The 18,835-nt window shown below is 68.4% G+C and carries 14 protein-coding genes; 8 read left to right on the forward strand and 6 right to left on the reverse strand.

Going from position 1 to position 18,835, the window contains the following annotated elements; all coding sequences use genetic code 11:
- Positions 1–130: 130 nt before the first annotated feature.
- Together PSEJ35_RS0110620 and PSEJ35_RS0110625 are read right to left on the reverse strand one after the other, a co-directional pair.
- Positions 131–1,288, reverse strand: a complete 1,158-nt coding sequence (locus PSEJ35_RS0110620) for an isovaleryl-CoA dehydrogenase (protein ID WP_028917773.1) — start codon at positions 1,286–1,288, stop codon at positions 131–133.
- A 223-nt stretch (positions 1,289–1,511) separates the two neighbouring features.
- A complete protein-coding gene (locus PSEJ35_RS0110625; RefSeq protein ID WP_028917774.1) occupies positions 1,512–2,612 on the reverse strand; it encodes a Glu/Leu/Phe/Val dehydrogenase dimerization domain-containing protein in 1,101 nt (366 codons plus the stop codon).
- A 198-nt stretch (positions 2,613–2,810) separates the two neighbouring features.
- On the opposite strand from PSEJ35_RS0110625, the gene PSEJ35_RS0110630 reads away from it, so the two are divergent.
- From PSEJ35_RS0110630 to PSEJ35_RS0110645, 4 genes are all read left to right on the forward strand, one after another.
- Positions 2,811–3,452 (forward strand): TetR/AcrR family transcriptional regulator, encoded by a 642-nt coding sequence (locus PSEJ35_RS0110630; protein WP_028917775.1) that lies wholly within the window; start codon positions 2,811–2,813, stop codon positions 3,450–3,452.
- Between the two features lie 20 nt (positions 3,453–3,472).
- Positions 3,473–4,411: an alpha/beta fold hydrolase gene (locus tag PSEJ35_RS0110635; protein WP_028917776.1), complete on the forward strand. Its 939-nt coding sequence runs from the start codon at positions 3,473–3,475 to the stop codon at positions 4,409–4,411.
- Positions 4,412–4,764: 353 nt separating this feature from the next.
- The gene (locus PSEJ35_RS0110640) at positions 4,765–5,526 is read left to right on the forward strand and encodes a hypothetical protein (protein ID WP_028917777.1); all 762 of its coding nucleotides are present in this window, start codon (positions 4,765–4,767) and stop codon (positions 5,524–5,526) included.
- A 288-nt stretch (positions 5,527–5,814) separates the two neighbouring features.
- Positions 5,815–9,390 carry a methylmalonyl-CoA mutase family protein gene (locus tag PSEJ35_RS0110645; RefSeq protein WP_028917778.1) on the forward strand — a complete coding sequence of 1,192 codons (3,576 nt, stop codon included), beginning with the start codon at positions 5,815–5,817 and terminating at the stop codon, positions 9,388–9,390.
- A 284-nt stretch (positions 9,391–9,674) separates the two neighbouring features.
- Here the strand turns inward: PSEJ35_RS0110645 and PSEJ35_RS0110650 are convergent, their stop codons facing one another.
- Entirely contained in the window at positions 9,675–12,764 is a 3,090-nt protein-coding gene (locus PSEJ35_RS0110650) for a DUF3427 domain-containing protein (protein ID WP_028917779.1), read from the reverse strand.
- A gap of 94 nt (positions 12,765–12,858) precedes the next feature.
- Between PSEJ35_RS0110650 and PSEJ35_RS0110655 the strand changes: the two genes are divergently transcribed.
- Positions 12,859–13,227, forward strand: coding sequence for a hypothetical protein (locus PSEJ35_RS0110655; protein WP_028917780.1), 369 nt, complete (start codon positions 12,859–12,861; stop codon positions 13,225–13,227).
- Positions 13,228–13,257: 30 nt separating this feature from the next.
- Here the strand turns inward: PSEJ35_RS0110655 and PSEJ35_RS0110660 are convergent, their stop codons facing one another.
- Positions 13,258–13,689, reverse strand: a complete 432-nt coding sequence (locus PSEJ35_RS0110660; RefSeq protein ID WP_232207634.1) for a YciI family protein — start codon at positions 13,687–13,689, stop codon at positions 13,258–13,260.
- Between the two features lie 109 nt (positions 13,690–13,798).
- Here PSEJ35_RS0110660 and PSEJ35_RS16025 point away from each other — a divergent pair, with 109 nt between their 5' ends.
- Both PSEJ35_RS16025 and PSEJ35_RS16030 read left to right on the forward strand, forming a co-directional pair.
- A complete protein-coding gene (locus tag PSEJ35_RS16025; protein ID WP_232207635.1) occupies positions 13,799–15,040 on the forward strand; it encodes an amidohydrolase family protein in 1,242 nt (413 codons plus the stop codon).
- A gap of 181 nt (positions 15,041–15,221) precedes the next feature.
- Positions 15,222–16,157, forward strand: a complete 936-nt coding sequence (locus PSEJ35_RS16030) for a DUF4344 domain-containing metallopeptidase (RefSeq protein ID WP_232207636.1) — start codon at positions 15,222–15,224, stop codon at positions 16,155–16,157.
- A gap of 53 nt (positions 16,158–16,210) precedes the next feature.
- On the opposite strand, the gene PSEJ35_RS0110675 is transcribed toward PSEJ35_RS16030, so the two are convergent.
- Positions 16,211–16,621, reverse strand: a complete 411-nt coding sequence (locus tag PSEJ35_RS0110675; RefSeq protein ID WP_028917782.1) for a hypothetical protein — start codon at positions 16,619–16,621, stop codon at positions 16,211–16,213.
- A gap of 449 nt (positions 16,622–17,070) precedes the next feature.
- Between PSEJ35_RS0110675 and PSEJ35_RS0110680 the strand changes: the two genes are divergently transcribed.
- A complete protein-coding gene (locus PSEJ35_RS0110680; protein ID WP_028917783.1) occupies positions 17,071–17,922 on the forward strand; it encodes a hypothetical protein in 852 nt (283 codons plus the stop codon).
- 215 nt (positions 17,923–18,137) lie between these two features.
- On the opposite strand, the gene PSEJ35_RS17480 is transcribed toward PSEJ35_RS0110680, so the two are convergent.
- Positions 18,138–18,551 carry a response regulator transcription factor gene (locus PSEJ35_RS17480; RefSeq protein ID WP_028917784.1) on the reverse strand — a complete coding sequence of 138 codons (414 nt, stop codon included), beginning with the start codon at positions 18,549–18,551 and terminating at the stop codon, positions 18,138–18,140.
- Positions 18,552–18,835 lie beyond the last annotated feature (284 nt).

Consider the following 18,835-nt stretch of genomic DNA (forward strand, 5'->3'; position numbering starts at 1 on the left):
ATCGGGCGTGGATGTAGAGCGGGGCTTGCCCCGCTGCTCTTCGCGTGCGCCGGCACATCCGGCGGGGGAGTCGGGCAAGCCCGACTCTACGGAGCAACGATGACGTCGCGGCCAGGTGCGGTGGTGCGGCTCAGCCGCGGCCTTCGAACAGTTCGCGGCCGATCAGCATGCGGCGGATCTCGTTGGTGCCGGCGCCGATCGCGTAGAGCTTGGCGTCGCGCAGGATGCGGCCGGTCGGGAACTCGTTGATGTAGCCGTTGCCGCCCAGCGACTGGATCGCTTCCAGCGCCACCTGCACCGCGGCCTCGGAGGCGTGCAGCAGGCACGAGGCGGCCAGGGCGCGCGAGGTATGGCCGGCGTCGAAATCGCGCGCGACCTGGTAGGCGAAGGCGCGGCTGGACTGCAGCGCGGTGTACATGTCGGCCAGCTTGCCCTGCATCAGGCCGAAGGTGCCGATCGCCGCGTCGAACTGTTTGCGCTCGCGCACGTAGGGCAGGGTGATGTCCAGCGCCGCCTGCATCAGGCCCAGCGGGCCGCCGGTCAGCACCAGGCGTTCCGTGTCCAGGCCGCGCATCAGCACGCGCACGCCCTGGTTCACCTCGCCCAGCACGTTCTCCTGCGGGATCGCACAGTTCTCGAACACCAGTTCGCAGGTGTTGGAGCCGCGCATGCCCAGCTTGTCGAGCTTCTGCGCGGTGGAGAAGCCGGGCATGCCGCGCTCGACGATGAAGGCGGTCATGCAGCGGCTGCCCGCGTCCTTGCCGGCGGTGCGCATGTAGACCACCAGCACGTCGGCCTCCGGGCCGTTGGTGATCCACATCTTGTTGCCGTTGGCGATCCACATGCCATCGCGCAGTTCGGCGCTGCAGCGCATCGAGCCGACCACGTCCGAGCCGGCGCCCGGCTCGCTCATCGCCAGCGCGCCCTTCCATTCGCCGCTGCACAGCTTCGGCAGGTACTTCTGGCGCTGCGCCTCGTTGCCGTTGAGGTAGAGGTTGGACACGCACAGGTTGGAGTGCGCGCCGTAGCTCAGGCCGACCGAGCCGGAGGCGCGGGAGATCTCCTCCATCGCCACCAGGTGGGCGAGGTAGCCCATGCCGCTGCCGCCGTATTCGGCCGGCACGGTCATGCCCAGCAGGCCCATCTCGCCCAGCTTGGGCCACAGGTCCTGGGGAAAGGCGTTGGCCTCGTCGATCTCCGCCGCCCGCGGTGCGATTTCCGAGTCCGCGAACCGGCGCACGGCCTCGCGCAGTGCGTCGATCTCCTCTCCCAGCTGGAACAGCCGCATTGCCTACCTCAATGGTTTCATTTGCGACCAGTGTAGTGCGCCGCCCCGGCGACCACACGTGCAGGTGCAGCATGCGTGGCTTTCGTAGAGTCGGGCTTGCCCGACTCCCACGCCCGGTGTGCCCGGCCCGCATGAAAGGCAGCGGGGCAAGCCCCGCTCTACAAAGGCGGCGTTGCGGTGCCTTTGTAGAGTCGGACTTGCCCGACTCCCACGCCGGGGCGGCTCAGTGCTCGCCGCGCAGGTGCCCCATCCGCGGGCGGGTGCGGCCCATCGGCAGCTTCAGCCGGCCGATCGCTTCCAGGCGCGCCTCGGCGATGCGGTCGGCCGCGTACTGCGGGCTGATCCCTTCGCGCTCGGACAGGTCGAAGATCTTCGTGACGTTGTGGTAGATGCTGCGGATCAGGCGCATCGCCCGTTCGCGGTTGTAGCCGTCGATCTCCAGCGACACGTTCATCACCCCGCCGGCGTTCACCGCGTAGTCCGGCGCGTAGAGGATGCCGCGGCGGTACAGCTCGTCGCCGATGGCGTGGCTGGCCAGCTGGTTGTTGGCCGAGCCGCAGACGATCTTCGCCTTCAGCCGCTCCAGGGTGCTGGCGTCGATCGAGCCTTCCATCGCGCAGGGCGCGAAGACGTCGGCCTGCACGTCGTAGATCTCTTCGGGCTTCACCGCTTCGGCGCCGTATTCGGACACCGCACGGTCGACCAGCTTCGGATCCAGGTCGGAAACGAACAGCTTGGCGCCGCGTTCCTTGAGCAGCTTCACCAGCTCCATGCCGATGTGGCCCAGGCCCTGCACCGCGATGCTGACCTTGCCCACTTCCTCGTGGCCGAACTTGCGCTGCAACGAGGCCATCAGGCCCTGCAGGGTGCCGTAGGCGGTGAACGGGGCCGGGTCGCCGGAGCCGCCATGGACCTGGTGCACGCCGGTGACGAACTCCGTCTCCAGGTAGATCAGCTCCATGTCGTTGACGTCGGTGCCGACATCCTCGGCGGTGATGTAGCGGCCGCCCAGCGCCTCGACCTGGCGGCCGAACGCGCGGAACAGCGCCTCGCTCTTGTCGGTCTTCGGGTCGCCGATGATCACCGCCTTGCCGCCGCCGATGTTCAGGCCGGCCAGGGCGTTCTTGTAGGTCATGGTACGGCTCAGGCGCAGCACGTCGCGCACCGCGTCGGCCTCGTCGGCGTAATGGCGCATGCGCACGCCGCCGACCGCCGGGCCCAGCACCGTGTTGTGCACGGCGATGATCGCCTTCAGGCCCGCCTGGGGGTTGTTGCAGAAGACGACCTGCTCGTGGCCGGAGGTGGCGAGGGTTTCCAGAAGCATCGGTTGGCTCCGCGTCAGGGCGCCGGGCTGCGGCGACCGTGACGGTATGGCTGTTGGTGGCTCGCGCCGGGTCCGCAAACAAAAAAGCGACTCGGCCGGGAAGGGGGCGTGCGTCGCAGGCGCGCATTGTACCCCCAGCCCGTGCAGGAAGCCTCACCGGGCTTGAATAAAACGAACGGTCGTGCTATTACGTCGATCATGAGCCCCGTCGCCGCCAGCCCGCCGCCCACCGCCAAGGGCGCCAGCACCCGAAGCATGCTGCTGGAGCGGGCCGCCGGCATGGCCGCGCACAGCGGCCTGGAAGGGCTGACCATCGGCGAGCTGGCCCAGGCTGCGGGTATGTCCAAGAGCGGCGTGTTCGCCCATTTCGGCTCGCGCGAGGATCTGGTGCGGCAGACCCTGGACTGGGTCGCGGGCCAGTTCGCCGGGCAGGTGATGGCGCCGTCGCTGACCCGCCCGCGCGGCCTGCCGCGGCTGCGCGCGATCATCGAGGCCTGGCTGGGCTGGCTGGCCGCGCATCCGGAAGGCTGCGTGTTCGCCGGCGCCACCCTCGAGTACGACGGCCGTCCCGGCCCCATGCGCGACCACGTCGCCCAGCTGATGGACAACTGGCGCCAGGCGCTGGAACGCGCGGTCGGCCTGGCGGTGGAGGAAGGGCATTTCCGTCCCGACACCGATCCGGCCTTGGTCGCCTTCCAGCTGCAGGCGCTGATGCACGGCCTGCACCACGCGCGCCTGCACAACCCGCAGGCCCAGGCACTGGCGCGCCGTGCGTTCGACGAGCTGTTCGCCCGCCTGCAATCCCAGCCGGCCACCCCGGCCGCCGCCCCCCGCCGCTGACTCCCCCACGGAGGATCGCCATGGCTACCGTTGCTCCCTTCGCTCCGCCACAAAAAAGCACGACCGTTCGAAATCCGGGTGTCCCGCGGCTGCTGCGCGCCGCCTTCGCCATCGGCGGCTGGGTGATGCCCGGCGCCACGGTGCGCCGGGCCGCGCGGCTGTTCGGCACGCCGCTGCCGTCCTCGCATGCGCGCGCCATGGCGGCGCCGGCCGACGATGCCGTGATCGGCCAGGTCGAAAGCGCCGTCGGCACGCTCACCACGTACACCTGGGGCGACCCCGCGGTCGAGCCCTACGTGCTGTTCTCGCACGGCTGGTCCAGCTTCGGCCTGCGCTGCCGGCCGTGGGTGGAACCGCTGCGCCAGGCCGGCTACGCGGTGGTCGCCTTCGACCATCCCGCGCACGGCCGCAACCGCGACGGCCGCGCGATCCTGCCGGCGTTCGCCGAAGCGCTGGCCACGGTGGCGCGCCAGCACGGCCCCGCCGCCGCCATCGTCGCGCACTCGATGGGCGGCGCCGCGGCGGCACTGGCCCTGCACGGGGGCGTGCAGGCAGGGCGCGCGGTGCTCATCGCGCCCGCCGCCGACCTGCGCGAGGCCGGCAACCGCTTCGGCCGCATGGTCGGGCTGGCGCCGCCGCTGGTGGACCGCATGTTCCAGCGCTTCGAGCGCGAGATCGGCGTGCCGGTCGACGCGTTCGGGATCCAGCATCACGTGCCCGCGCTGGGCGTGCCGGCGCTGGTCGTGCACGACCTCGAAGACGGCGACGTGCCGTGGGAAGAGGGCGAGCGCTACGCGCGGCTGTGGCCGGACGCGCGCCTGCTCAGTACCAGTGACCTGGGCCACCACCGCATCGCCGGCGAGCCGCGCGTGATCGAGGCCGCACTGCGCTTCCTGCATGGCGAGGATGTGGGCGAGCGCGTGGTCTCTTCGCCCAACCTGCCATTCGGCTTCGCCTGAGCCTGGGCCTGGGCAGACGAGGCCGGCCGCCGCGGCCTGCTGCCCGCAAGGCGGGCGACGGATGTGGCGCCTCCATGCCGGGCCATGGTTGGGCGTCGCCGGGTCCGGCCTGACCGGCGGGTGTTGCCCGCCGGTCGCAGGCTGGCACAATCGGCACGGGCCGCCTCCGCGGCCCGGGGAAGGGCGGTCGCGACGGGGTTCGCAGGCCGCCAGGTCGATGCGTAGCAGAACCGCTGTAACGCGGACGATCCGCGTGCCCGGGGACGCCTCCATGCCCATGGACGGCAGGGCCGCGGCGGACCGCACCATCCGTGCGTGGATGCGCGGATGCTCACGTCCAACGGGGGAAGCGCATGAAGAAGACCGCAGTACTCGCCGTGTCCGTCCTGCTGGCCAGCGGGATCGCCGAGGCCCAGGCCCAGTCCATCTCGCCTGCCTGGAATGCGTATCGGAAAGGGCAGAAGCCGGCCACCACGCAGCCGCAGGCCCAGCCCGCGCAGGGCAGTTCCACCGAGCCACCGTCACAGTACCCGCAATCGCAGGCGACCGGGCCTGCCCAGGCGACGTCGACGCCATCGGCACTGGGTGCGCCGGTGCCGTCCGTGCCGCCGCCGTCGCCTCACCAGGCGCGCCGCAAGAAGCCGCTGCAGGACGGGTTCTTCGCCGGCGTGCAGGCCGGGCAGGGCTGGGTCTACGAGGACGTGCGCCAGGATTTCGCGTCGGGCAACTTCGGTTACCGCTGGCTGGCAGGGGATGTGTCGCTGGTCGGTTTCGAGCTGGGCGGTGGCCGCCTCGACCAGCGGACCACGGAGAGCGGGCTGTTCCCGTCGATCCGCTACGCCAACATCGGTGCCAATGCCCGCTTCAACTTCGGCGAACGCAATCCCTGGTTCGCCATCGCCCGCCTGGGTTACTGGACCGCCGACGACGACGTGGACGTGGATGGCGCCTACGCCAGCTTCGGCATCGGCGTGGACGCGAACCGGCACTTCAGCGTCAGCCTGGTCTACACCAGGTACGCCTACGCCACGGATTACTACTACAACGGCGACTATTACGACACCGAGATCAACAGCGCCGATACGGTGACGCTGGGTATCGAAGGCCGGTTCTGAGGCCGGCGCCGGCCATCACGCACGGGAGCGGGGCAAGCCCCGCTCCAGAACGGCGGCCGCCGCACGCAGAACCGCCAACGCGCCCACGTAGAGTCGGGCTTGCCCGACTCCAGCGTATGGTTCCCGACATCACCGGGAGAAGCAGCGGGGCAAGCCCCGCTCTACGACGTCCTGCACGCCGCGTTCCCATCCCGGCCGCCAAAGTCACGCTGCAGCGCACCCTAAGGTTTCGGGTGAAAGCACTAGAATCGGGAACAAGCCATTGATTCCCGAAGACCAGCAGCGCGCATGAGCACCCCCGCAAGCCAGATCCCCGCCGCCCGTCCGGACACCACCCCGCTGCGGTTCGTCACCGCGGCCAGCCTGTTCGACGGCCACGACGCGGCGATCAACATCATGCGCCGCCTGATCCAGGCGCAGGGGGCCGAGGTCATCCACCTCGGCCACAACCGCAGCGTCGAGGACGTGGTACGCGCCGCGCTGCAGGAGGACGCCGACGCCATCGCCTTGTCCAGCTACCAGGGCGGCCACGTCGAGTACTTCAAGTACATGGTCGACATGCTCCGCGAGCGTGGCGCTTCGCACATCCGCCTGTTCGGCGGCGGTGGCGGCACCATCACCCCGGAAGAGATCCGCGAGCTGGAAGCCTACGGCGTCGAGCGCATCTACCACCCCAACGATGGCATGAAGATGGGGCTGGTGGAGATGATCGAGGACGTTGTTGCGCGTACGCGCAACAACCGTGATTCGGGATTGGTGATTGGGGATTCGAAAGGGCAGGACACGGCCGACGAGTTCGCGATCGCCCGCATGCTCTCGAAGATCGAGGACGGCGTTTTCTCCGAATCCGAGCTGGCCCTGATGCGCCGCGGTTGGGCCTCAGGCTCCAACGAATCACGAATCACGCCCGTGATCGGCATCACCGGCACCGGTGGCGCCGGCAAGTCCTCGGTCACCGACGAGCTGCTCAACCGCTTCCTGTCCTGCTTCCCGGCCATGCGCGTCGCCGTGGTCTCGGTCGACCCGACCCGTCGCCGCAGCGGCGGCGCACTGCTGGGTGACCGCATCCGCATGAACTCGCTGCGCAGCCACCGCGTGTTCATGCGCTCGATGGCCACCCGCCGGCAGAACGTGGCCACCAATGCGGTGCTCAAGGACTGCGTCGGCTACCTCAAGTCGCTCGACTTCGACCTGGTGATCGTGGAAACCGCCGGCATCGGCCAGTCCGACTCGGAGATCGTCGACCTGGTCGACTTCCCGATGTACGTGATGACCTCCGACTACGGCGCGGCCAGCCAGCTCGAGAAGATCGACATGCTCGACTTCGCCGAGCTGATCGTGCTGAACAAGTACGACCGCCGCGGCGCCGAGGATGCGCTGCGCGACGTGCGCAAGCAGTGGAAGCGCAACCGCACCGCATTCCAGGCGAAGGACGAGGACATCCCGGTCTATCCGACCATCGCCAGCCAGTTCAACGACCCGGGCGTGAGCTGGATGTTCGCCAACCTGTGCCGGCTGCTGCGCGAGAAGCTCGGCGTGGGCGAGGGTGGCCGTTGCGACTACCGGCCCGACATCGACACCTCGCTCAAGGAACCGCGCGCCACCGTGCTGATCCCGGGCAGCCGCGTGCGCTACCTGGCCGAGATCGCCGAGCAGGGCAGGGCGATCAACCGCCGCATCGAATGCGAGGCCGAGACCGCTGCCCGCGCCCAGCACTACTGGGAAGTCCTGCGCGAGCTGGGCGACCCGCTGCTGCCGCAGCCGCTGTCGCTGTACGACACGGCCGCCATGCACCCCTCTCCCGAGGGGCGAGGGGCGATGGCGCCCGAGGCCGACCGCACCCTGTTCAACCTGCGCCAGCGCTACAACGACGCCGTCCAGTCGCTCTCCAGCGAATCCCTGCGCCTGCTGCGCGAGTGGCCGCAGCGGCTGAAGTCGATCACCGACGAGGTCACCGAGTACCAGGTCCGCGGCAAGACCATCCGCGTGGAGAACTACCGCGAATCGCTCAGCCACCAGAAGGTGCCGAAGATCGCCGCGCCCACCTACCGCTCATGGGGCGAGCTGCTGACCTTCCTCGGCAAGGAGAACCTGCCCGGCAGCTATCCGTACACCGGCGGTGTCTACCCGTATCGCCGCACCGGCGAGGATCCGATCCGCATGTTCGCCGGCGAGGGCACGCCGGAACGCACCAACCGCCGCTTCCACTACCTGTCCGCCGGCCAGCCGGCCGCGCGCCTGTCCACCGCGTTCGACTCGGTCACCCTGTACGGCGAGGACCCGGCGCCGCGCCCGGACATCTACGGCAAGATCGGCAACTCCGGCGTCAACGTGCCCACGCTGGACGACATGAAGAAGCTGTACTCCGGCTTCGACCTGTGCGCGCCGACCACGAGCGTGTCGATGACCATCAACGGCCCGGCACCGATCATCCTGGCGATGTTCATGAACACCGCCATCGACCAGCAGGTGGAGAAGTACCTGAAGGCCGACCCGGATCGCTGGGCGGTGGCGCAGAAGAAGATCGACGCGTTCTTCGAAGGCCGGCAGCGCCCGCAGTACCACGGCGAGCTGCCGCCGGGCAACGACGGCCTCGGCCTGGGCCTGCTGGGCGTCACCGGCGACCAGCTGGTGGACGCGGAGACCTACGCGAAGATCAAGGCCGACACGCTCAAGACGGTGCGCGGCACCGTGCAGGCCGACATCCTCAAGGAAGACCAGGCCCAGAACACCTGCATCTTCAGCACCGAGTTCGCCCTGCGCATGATGGGCGACATCCAGCAGTACTTCGTCGAGCACCAGGTCCGCAATTTCTACTCGGTGTCCATCTCCGGCTACCACATCGCCGAGGCCGGGGCGAACCCGATCAGCCAGCTCGCCTTCACCCTGAGCAACGGCTTCACCATCGTCGAGTACTACCTCGCCCGGGGCATGCACATCGACGACTTCGCGCCCAACCTGAGCTTCTTCTTCAGCAACGGCATGGACCCGGAATACACCGTCATCGGCCGCGTCGCCCGCCGCATCTGGGCCCGCGCCATGCGCGAGCGCTACGGCGCCAACGAGCGCAGCCAGATGATGAAGTACCACATCCAGACGTCCGGCCGTTCGCTGCACGCGCAGGAGATCCAGTTCAACGACATCCGCACCACGCTGCAGGCCCTGTACGCGCTGTTCGACAACTGCAACAGCCTGCACACCAACGCCTACGACGAGGCCATCACCACGCCGACCGAGGAAAGCGTGCGCCGCGCCGTGGCCATCCAGATGATCATCAACAAGGAGCTTGGCCTGAACTACTGCGAGAACCCCTGGCAGGGCAGCTTCGCGGTGGAGTACCTGACCGACCTGGTGGAAGAGGCGGTCTACAGGGAGTTCGAGGCCATCAGCGAGCGCGGCGGCGTGCTGGGCGCCATGGACACCATGTACCAGCGCGGCAAGATCCAGGAAGAGAGCCTGTACTACGAGCAGAAGAAGCACGACGGCAGCCTGCCGCTGGTGGGCGTCAACACCTTCCTGCCCAAGGAACACGCCGGCGAGGTGGCCACCGAGATCGAGCTGATCCGCTCCACCGAGGCCGAGAAGGCCCAGCAGATCGCCAACGTCCGCGCCTGGCAGGCCAACCGCAACCGCCTGGCCCCGGAAGGGGAGACAGTCACTGGCCACCTGGCCGGGGCCGACGAGGCCGGCAGCGGCCTGTCCGAGGCCGTGCACAATGGCCACGGTCTGGCCTACCTGCAGGATACCGCGCGCCGCCGCGGCAACGTCTTCGAGGCGCTGGTCGAGGCGGTCAAGACCCACAGCCTGGGCCAGATCAGCCACGCCCTGTACGACGTGGGCGGGGAGTATCGAAGGAATATGTAGGTCGCGAAAGGGGAGGCAATATGTGGGGATGTTTTAATCGTGCGCCGAAACTGGAGTCGTATCAGAATGGCCTAGCGCGAGCCAATTCGGTCGGATAATTTCCATCGATGATGAACTGATACCCCTCATCGAAGAACTGAAAAATTCTGGGTTTGCAGTCAATCACGATCAGTCAGGCCATGACTTTGAGCAACAAGTCGTGGGTCAGCTTTTTGACGTTGCGGTGATTGATTACTCCGGAGTCGGTAGGAAGTACGGATCCAAGCAGGGCGATGTGGCGTTAGTCAGCTGACAGCCGCGCCGAAGCTGGCGAAGAGGTCGCCTGGTAGCTCGTGTGCGAGCCGCCACGTGATCGCCATTGGCCGCTCGCCCTCATGGCTTACGTAGGCCGCGGGCCCTAGGAGCCAGAAGGCGCGATCTTCGACCGTTAGCCGCGCCATTGGCAGAACGACGCTGCCTTCGGCCTCGTGGTGTTGATATCGAAGGCCCGATGGACTGCTTTCTCGCGTGCCGGACTGGCTTTCCCAGTGGAGCAAGGAAGGGCTGATCGCGTAGTCGCGATAGCGAGTCGTGGGCGAGAAGTGCCCGCTCGTCTTATCCAGGGTAATGGCGAGCAAGTCGACCTGTTCGTCCTGGAGCCAGCAAGCGCCTTCTCGCCACTCGCGCAACTTGAGTTTGTTGCCGCTGGCGAACGCGGCTAATGCCTCTCGACGTGTATACCGGGCGTGGACGCTGAGGGGCACATCCGGGTGTGTTGCCAATGGCTGGTGCACGTGTTCGATCCGATCAGAGAGCACGTCGAGGAGTTGTACGAGCTCGGCCAATACCTGCGGATGAGACCAGATGAGCGCGGCCGCGTCGTCGAGCGTTTCGTCTCTGCTAAGGACAGACTCAGTGAGCATCGCAGCCAGCATGTGGAACAGCCTGCGGGTCCTCACATCCAACTGGGCAATGACCGGGGCATGCGGTTGCACGGCAAAGGCCCGGTACTGCTCGATACGCAAAGCGTCGTCCAGGTGCAATATGCGCCCCAGTGCCCGACGCAGGCTGGCCTCGTGCGACCCCGGCGGCAGGGTGGGCACGCCGCCTTCCTCGAGCAGGTCCGACCAGCTCTTGTTGTTGGCGTAGATGTCCTCCAGCTCGATGCCGCTTTGGAGGATGAAATTCTTGAGGGTGATCCGCGGGTCGGATTCGGCGACCCGGCGCACCTCCTGGGCTTTGCCGCGCCAGGTACGCGGAATACTCTGGCGGATGTTATCAAGCACCCGCTGGGCGGCTACCGCGTCCAGCTGCATGTGGCAACCACTCGGCAGGAATGGGAAGCCTTGTTCGATCTGTCGCTCGAGCTGCCTGCGGCCGCCGCCAAGCAGTGCCCCGTACCGCCTATGCATGCGGAATTCGTTGCGGTGATGGCCGACGAAGTCCAGGACGGTGCAGATGCTCTTGTTCGGTTCCCGGCGAAGGCCTCGGCCGAGCTGCTGCAGGAAAACGGTGGGGCTGTCGGTGGGTCTAAGCAGGAGCAGGGTGTCCACCGCCGGCACGTCGATCCCCTCGTTGAAAAGGTCCACGGAGAACACCGCGCGAAGCTGTCCGGCTGCCAATGCCTGCAGGGCTTGCGTCCGCTCGGCCTGGGGCGTGTCCGCCGACACGGCTACCGAAGGCAGGTTGGCGGCGTTGAACTGGTCCGCCATGAAGCGTGCATGTCCCACTGAGACGCAAAAGCCCAGCGCCCGCATGCTTTCGAAGTTGGGCACGGTGTCCCGAGCCTTGGAGATGATGCGCCGCGCCAGCACATCATTGCCGGTAACTAGGTTGCTCAACTCCTGAGGATCATAGCCACGGCCACGCCGCCAGGTGACATTGCGGTAATCGGTGTCGTCTGCAATGCCGTAATAGGCGAAGGGGACTAGACGATGCTGCTCGATGGCATCCCAGAGACGTAGCTCGGCGGCAATCCGGTCGCCGAACCAGTGCAGGATCGGTTCGTCATCGCCACGCTCCGGCGTTGCGGTCAGGCCTAGCAGCTCCCGAGGAAGCAAATGCTCCAGAAGCGTCTGATAGGTGGGCGCGGCGGCGTGGTGGAACTCATCGATGATGACGACATCGAAGTGATTGGGCGCCAGGTTCTCAAGTTTGCTTCCCCGTAGGCTCTGGATCGACGCGAATACATGTTCGAAGCGGTCGGGACGGTCGCCCCCGACCCATAGCTCGCCAAAGGCGGGGTCGCGGAGCGCATGCCGGAACGTCGCCAGACTCTGCTCGAGAATCTCCTTGCGATGGGCAACGAACAGCAGACGCGAGCGCGGCAGGCGGGTACGTAAACGTTGGTAATCCAAGGCCGCCATGACGGTCTTGCCCGTGCCGGTAGCCGAGACCAATAGGTTTCGATGGTGGCCTTGTAAGCGAGAGAGTTCAATCAGCTCTAGCAAGCGCGACTGGAAAGGTTCGGGACGTATCTCGACCGGGCTCAGGTAGACCACCGGGCCGTCGCTCCGGGTCTGGGTCAGCTCGCGGAACTCCTCGGCATCGAATGGCCGGAAGTCGGCATTATGCCAGTAGCTTTCGAAGACCGCCGAGAACTTGTCGATGACATCGGGGTTTCGCGCGCCGGAGACACGGACGTTCCACTCCAGCCCGGTCACATGCGCCGAATGGGTCAGGTTCGACGAACCAATGTACGCAGTCGAAAACCCCGAATGCCTATGGAAGAGCCAGGCCTTGGCATGGAGTCGGGTGCTGGTGGCGTCGTAGGAGACCTTGATCTCGGCGCCAAGCCCGCGCAGGACTTCCAGCGCGGCCAGCTCGGTCGAATTGGTATAAGTGGTGGTCATCAGGCGCAGCGGGCGGCCTTGGTCCACGTGCCGGCGCAACAGGTCCAGCATCGGCCGGATGCCGGTCCGGCGGACGAAGGCCATCAGTAGGTCGATGCGGTCGGCCGAACTGATCTCGGAATTGAGCTGGAAGCCGATATGCGGCTCGCCGGGCGCATTGGTTAGCAGGGTCGTGTCGAGGAGCGGCGTGGCCGGGAGGGTAACTGCTTCGGGCTGCCCGTCTGGACGCAATGCAGTGATGGCTCGGAGCACATCGCCGCTAGTTGCAAGCGAGTCGGCGTCATCGACGCCCTTGCTACCCGTAGCCAGCAGCTGGATGACTTCGTCGGCAAGCTTGAGGCCAACTTCTATGCGCTTGCCGGCGTCCAGGGCGGCTACGCTGCGGCGGACGAGGGCCGCCAGATGGAAGGCCAGCCGGTCCGCAGCCTCTTCCGGGTGCAAGGTTTCGCGTTGGGCGCGGTGTCGGGGATCCAGTGTGGCCAGTGCATCTTCCAGGCCCTTGGTTACGAGTTGCTCGTACAGTCCACGAGGTAATTCAGACATGGGTGTCCTAAGCCAACAGGTTGAAGTCGCTCGCAGCTGGTGAGACTACCGGTTCCTATGCTCGCCGCGGCCAGCTTGAGCACGGGAGTGCACCATGGACGGAGAGTTTACGGTGTTTGAGTACATCTACCGGGACGCAGGGAACTTTAAGACAGGCGGCCGCTTGCGGCTTGCCGGCCAGGACCCGACGGCCGAGGCAATCATCCGGGGCTGCCTGGAGTGGTCCGATCAATTCGTGGCCGAGCAGATTGGTGTCCCGGCGTTGTGCCGAGAGCATTGGGAATCGGTCGGCGAAGGACCGTCCGATCTGGACCATGCTTACCACGAGTTTGTACGTCTGCGTCCTGCGGAAGCGGACGACCTGCGGTTGCCGCTTTGGGGCACGCTGGCCACGATGCTGGCCCGGATGCGCGATGCAGCGGGTAGGTGGGACGTCACCTTGTCGCCGAACTGTGACTTATAGCCCCGAGAGGCGGGGGCCTGACTTTCCGTATTACGCCACCCCCAGCCTCCCACGCTCCCCTTCGCGCGGCGTCTCCCGTTCTTCCGGCGCCACCCGTTCCGCCAGGTCTGCCAGCTCCAGGAACGGCCGCAGCTCGATCTCGCTGGGGCCGGCGGCCAGCGGCGGGTAGCGCCGGGCCCAGGCTTCGGCCTCGTCCATGTCCTTGACCTCCCAGATCGAGAAGCTGGCGATCAGCTCGCGGGTTTCGGTGAACGGGCCGTCGGTGACCAGGCAGGCGCCGGCGTCGAAGACTACGCGTTTGGCGTGGCGCGAGGGCTTGAGGCCGGCGCCCGCGACCAGGACGCCGGCGCGGACCAGATCCTCGGTGAACCGGTCCATCGCTGCGAACGCTTCCGGCGAGGGCAGGGTGCCCTGTTCGCTTTCCGGGGTGGCCTTGACGATCACCATGACGCGTATTGCCATGCTCCGTGAAGCGGCCGGATGGCCTTTGTCACGTCGACGGGGGATGCCGCGGATTCTGACCGGATGGCAGCCTGACGCCGGGCTCCGCGCGGCAGCCCGCTCCCGCGCAGTGCTGCTGGGCGCCTTGGCCTGCGCTGCGCCGGCCGGCGCCACCGACCTGGCCATCGTCGGCGCACGCATCATTCCCGCGCCGGACGCGGCGCCGATCGGGAACGGCGTCATCCTGGTCGACGACGGCCGCATCGAGGCGGTCGGGAGCGCCGGCGAGGTCGCCGTGCCGGACGGCGTGCCGCGACTGGAGGTCGACGGCCAGGTGATCGTGGCCGGCTTCTGGAACAGCCACATGCACCTGCTCGGCGAGGCCTACAAGGATGTGGCCCGGCAGCCGGCCGGCAGGCTCGCCGCGGTGCTGCAGGAGCAGTACGGCCACTGGGGCTTCACCACGGTGTTCGACCTGGCCTCCTTCGGCGGCGACGCGCCGGCGCTGAAGCGGCGCATCGAGGCCGGGGAGGTGCGCGGCCCGCGCGTGCTCAGCGTAGGCATGCCGTTCTTCCCGCTGGATGGCACGCCGGTCTACACCCGCCAGCTGCTGGAAGAGGCCGGCGTGCCCAGCCCCGAGGTAGCCAGCGCCGAAGAAGGCCGCGCGCGAGCGATCCGCCAGCTGGACGAAGGCCTGGACGGAGTGAAGCTGTTCACCGGCGCCATCCTCGGCCGCGACGGGGTCAAGCTGATGGACGCGCCGGTGGCTGCGGCGGTCGGCAGGGTGGCGCGTGCGCCTGGCAAGCCCGTCTTCGCCCACCCGACCACCGTGCGCGGCATGGAGATCGCGATCGACGGCGGGGCGAACGTGCTGGCCCATACCACGCCGGCCGATGGGCCCTGGAGCGACGGGATCGTGGCGCGGCTGGTCCGCGACGACGTGGCCGTGGTCCCGACGCTGGCGATGTTCGAGATCGAGATCCGGCGCGAGCAGGCGCCGCCAGCGGTGGTGGAGCGCTTCGTCGGCAATGGCCAGCAGCAGGTGGCGGCGCTGGCCGCGGCCGGCGGCACGGTCCTGTTCGGCACCGATGCCGGTTACGTCGAGGCCTTCGACACCACCCGCGAGCTGCAGCTGCTGGCCGCCACCGGCCTGGACTGGCGGCAGATCCTGGCCAGCCTGACTACCGCCCCGGCCGGGTTCTTCGGCGAGGGCGCGCAGCGCGGACGGATCGAGCCGGGCGCGGTGGCCGACCTGGTCATCCTCGGCGCCTCGCCCGAACAGGACGCCACCGCCTTCGCCGACGTCGTCCACACCCTGCGTGGCGGCAAATCGATCTACAGCCGCGAAGCGGGCGCCGGACCGTCCAGGTGAGCCCGCGCACAGTCCGGTTGCCTGGTGCATCCGGGCGCGCAGCTGCGCCGCGGGAACGCGGGCTTGCTGAAGACCTGATGCCGGCCGCGGCCGCCACGCCGGGCCGCTGATCGCCTAAGCTTGGCCCGTAGGGGAACAGGGCTGCCGGATGGCCAGCAGGAATCGCATAACCGGATTACTGGTGTTGCTGGCGCTGGCCAGCGCCGGTCCTGTTGCCGTCGCCGCGACGGTCACGGACGACCCGGCAGCGGAGGACAGCGCGGCGCCCCTGCCACGCTCGGTGGTGCAGGCCACCGGAGAGGGCAGCAACGCGACCTACGCCTTCGAGTACGTCTACGAGCCGCCCACCGCGGACGACCTGCAGACGATCTACCGCCGCGTCCGCGAAGCCGACCTGCTACGCCGGCTGCCGGAAGTGCAGGCGATCGACGGCATGTTCGCGCTGCCGCGCCGGCTGCGCTTCGTCACCGCCGAGTGCGGCGAGTTCGGCGCCTTCTACCATCCGGACAGCGCCGAAGTCGTGCTCTGCTACGAGACCTTGCGCACGCTGTACGAGCATGGCCAGGCCCACCAGCAGGCCCTCGGCCTGGGGCCGGACCACCCGCTGCGCTACGTGCGCGCCAACGTGCGCTTCATCGTCCTGCACGAGGCCGGCCATGCCCTGGTCGAGCTGCTGGACCTGCCGGTGACCGGGCGCCAGGAAGACGCGGTTGATCAGCTGGCGGCGATCCTGATGTTGCGCTTCGCCGGGCTGGACGAATCGCCGGGCGAGGTCGCGGAGAACCTGGAACTGGCTGCGAACTGGCTGCTCTCGCGCAGCACCGGCGCCTACAACCTGGACGCCTACGCCGACGAGCATGCGCTGGGCGAGCAGCGCTACTTCAACCTGCAATGCCTGGTCTACGGCACCGATCCGGAAGGTTTCGCCGGGATGGTCGCGGCCGGCGACCTGACCGCCGCCCGCGCCGCCGGCTGTCCGCGCGAAACCCGACGCGCCAGCCGCGCCTGGGTGCGCCTGCTGCTGCCGCACCTGGCGCCCGGTTACGGGGCCTACGCGGCGGAAGCGGAGGCGTACCTGGAACGCAGCGGCGAAGACGCGACCGCCAGCAGCAAGTAGTGCCGTAGGGAGCGAGCGGGCCTTCGGGCAAACGGCCAGCCTCCCGGCGGCGTTCAGTACTCGTCCGCCCCATGCACCCACAGGAACGACTGCACGTCGATCATGTCGCGCGGCTGCAGGTCAGCGAGGTCGTGCCGCACCAGGGCGGCGAAGGTGAGCAGCCCCTGGTAGATCTCCCGGGAAGGGCGCGACCGGTAGGGCAGGTCGTACCCGTAGGCGCGCGCCGCGGCGCGCACCGTGTTGGGCTTCATGAACATGTGCGTGCGCGGCTGGGCGATGAAGCCGAACACGGTCGCCAGCGGCCAGGTCAGCACGCGGGTCTGCCGGCGCGGCAGGCGGTCGAGGACGGCGACCCAGCGGTCGAAGCGCGCCGGCAGCGCGCCGCGGCCGTGCAGGAAGTCGTACAGGCCATGGGCGAAGGCATGGGCGCCGTCCGGGTCGCGCAGGGCGTCGCGCAGGGCCATCTTCGAACGAGAACAGCATGCTGTGGCGTGAGCGCTGTTCCACCCGCACGGCACGCGCCGCCACCTCCGCTTCCTGGCCGCCGTTGAGCAGGGCGCGGAAGGTGGCGCGCGGCAGCGCTTCCCGCCAGCGGCGATGGCTCTCGACCTTGTAGTCGCGTTCCCAGTCCAGGTAGGTGGGATCCCGGAAGCCGGCCGGGAACTGGCGCAGGAACTTGCGCCAGCAGCGCAGCGCGCCGGGCAGGCCGGAGGGTGGGGCAGGGGAGCGGGCCATGAACCCGCTGTTAGCACCGATGCGCGGACGGCGGCGTCGGGGCAACGTGACGCGGCGGTGAGCGCCGGCCCGCCGGGGCGATCGGGGTGCGCGCGCAGGCGTTACCATGCCCGCCTGCTCCTCCACCGCTTCGTGGTTCCCGCATGAGGGCCCGCAGCTGCCACGCCCCCATGGCGGAATGAACGCGCCCAACCAGTCCCCACAGCCGGACCCGACGCCACGCAACGAACGCCTGCAGCGCTGGATCGCCGCGCTGCTGAGCGCGCTGCTGCACGTGCTGTTCCTGCTGCTGGTCCTGTACGCGGCGCGCCAGGAAGTGGTGACCACGCCGCAGGGCGCGGCCGGTGGCGGCCGGGTACGGGTGAACTTCCTCGGCGAGCCGGCCGAGTCGCCGGAAACGCAGGCGCCGCCCAGCCCGGCGCCGAGTGCGCCGCCGAAGCCCGCCACGCGCGAGGTCCGCAAGCCCGAGCCTCCGCGCAAACCCGTCGCGCAAGCCAAGTACATCCTTCGCGTGGAGGAGCCGCAGCCGGAAGCCAGCACCCGGCCGAGCGACACGGCGGGGAAGGACGCGGTGCGTCCACCGGCGTCCAGCCCCGCGCAGGCGCAGCGGCGCCCGCACGAATGGACCGGGCGCCCGCCAGGCATGCTGGAGGAGGAAACCGGTCCTGCGGTCAGCGGTCCCTCGCGCGGCCCGGCCAACAAGCCGGGGAGGGGGCACGACCTGGACGCGGCCGAGCCCAGCGTCGAGGTCGGCGGCTACCAGATCATCTACGACCTGCTGGCCGAGGAGCGCCTGCGTTCGTGGAAGGAGCAGGGCATGGAGGAGATCTCCTTCCCGCTGCCGGGCCTGCGTTCGCGGATGGTGTGCCCGCTGGAGATCGCGCTGCGCCGCGGCTCGGGCAAGTGCCGGCTGCTGGATCCTGCCGACCCGCAGATGCAGGGCATCGGCGACGCGCGCCAGGTCGTGGTGGTGGTCGCCGTCTACCACCTGGGCGAACTGGTCTGGCGCGGGCCCGGGCCTTACCGCTGATCGAGGCGGTGGCCGTACGCCGCGCCTGGCGACGCTGCGCGCCGATGCTCAGGCCGGTGGTCGCCGCACGCCGTTGGGCGCCTGCCGCGCCGGGAACGCATCGTCGATCGATTCGCCACGGCTCCAGCGCCGGGCCAGGTCGACCAGGTCCATCGAGCAGGACAGGCCGAGCTTGCGCTTGATGTTCTCGCGATGGGTCTCGATGGTCTTGATGCTCAGGCCCAGCCCTGGCCGATGGCAGTCGGGCCCTTGCCCCGGCTGATCAGGGCGAACACTTCCGACTCGCGGCGGGTCAGTACCGGCAGCGGCGCCGGCTTGAGCGACTTGCTCAGCGGGCAGGCCTGGCAGTCCCCGCGCTGGCCATGGGCGACCGTGCGGCCGGTGATGATTTCCAGGGCCTCGCAGACCCGCTCCAGGTCGCTGCGTTCGCTGACGAACCCGCAGGCGCTGCTGCCCGTCGCAGGCCGTGCATGCGGGTGCGGGGAAATGTGCAGCACGCGGATGCCGACGAGTGCGGCCGGCGGCACGGCTTCCGAAAGCAGGCCCGGATCCACGACGAGCACGTCCGGGCGCTGCTCGCGCAGGGTTGCGCGGCGTTCTTCGCCGCCGATCGCGTGCGACGAAAGCAACGCGCGAGAAAATTTTCGCGCGGAGGCTATGCGGATCGGTCCGGGCTCGCTACAATGCGCGCCCCGCCAACGAGGACGCGCTGAAAAGCGCACCGGTTCAGGCGGGAGGGAAGTGAAGAGATCGCATCGCGATGTTGACGTTTCCTGAAAGAGTCGCCAAAATGTGCGGCTCACCTCGACGGAAGCGGTTCGCTGCGGAAGTCGACGGAAGCTGAAGATATCGCTGACGCGGTGTTGACACTTCCGGAACGGGCTGCCAGAATGTGCGGCTCACCTCGACGGAA

This window comes from Pseudoxanthomonas sp. J35 (assembly GCF_000513995.1).
Classification (GTDB): Bacteria; Pseudomonadota; Gammaproteobacteria; order Xanthomonadales; family Xanthomonadaceae; genus Pseudoxanthomonas.

Coding starts and splice junctions, on each gene's coding strand:
- PSEJ35_RS0110625 (WP_028917774.1), bottom strand. CDS start 2,612: ATGCTTCTGGAAACCCTCGCCACCTCCGGCCACGAGCAGGTCGTCTTC.
- PSEJ35_RS0110635 (WP_028917776.1), top strand. CDS start 3,473: ATGGCTACCGTTGCTCCCTTCGCTCCGCCACAAAAAAGCACGACCGTT.
- PSEJ35_RS0110620 (WP_028917773.1), bottom strand. CDS start 1,288: ATGCGGCTGTTCCAGCTGGGAGAGGAGATCGACGCACTGCGCGAGGCC.
- PSEJ35_RS0110675 (WP_028917782.1), bottom strand. CDS start 16,621: ATGGCCCTGCGCGACGCCCTGCGCGACCCGGACGGCGCCCATGCCTTC.
- PSEJ35_RS0110630 (WP_028917775.1), top strand. CDS start 2,811: ATGAGCCCCGTCGCCGCCAGCCCGCCGCCCACCGCCAAGGGCGCCAGC.
- PSEJ35_RS0110655 (WP_028917780.1), top strand. CDS start 12,859: ATGGACGGAGAGTTTACGGTGTTTGAGTACATCTACCGGGACGCAGGG.
- PSEJ35_RS0110650 (WP_028917779.1), bottom strand. CDS start 12,764: ATGTCTGAATTACCTCGTGGACTGTACGAGCAACTCGTAACCAAGGGC.
- PSEJ35_RS0110645 (WP_028917778.1), top strand. CDS start 5,815: ATGAGCACCCCCGCAAGCCAGATCCCCGCCGCCCGTCCGGACACCACC.
- PSEJ35_RS0110640 (WP_028917777.1), top strand. CDS start 4,765: ATGAAGAAGACCGCAGTACTCGCCGTGTCCGTCCTGCTGGCCAGCGGG.
- PSEJ35_RS0110660 (WP_232207634.1), bottom strand. CDS start 13,689: ATGGCAATACGCGTCATGGTGATCGTCAAGGCCACCCCGGAAAGCGAA.
- PSEJ35_RS0110680 (WP_028917783.1), top strand. CDS start 17,071: ATGAACGCGCCCAACCAGTCCCCACAGCCGGACCCGACGCCACGCAAC.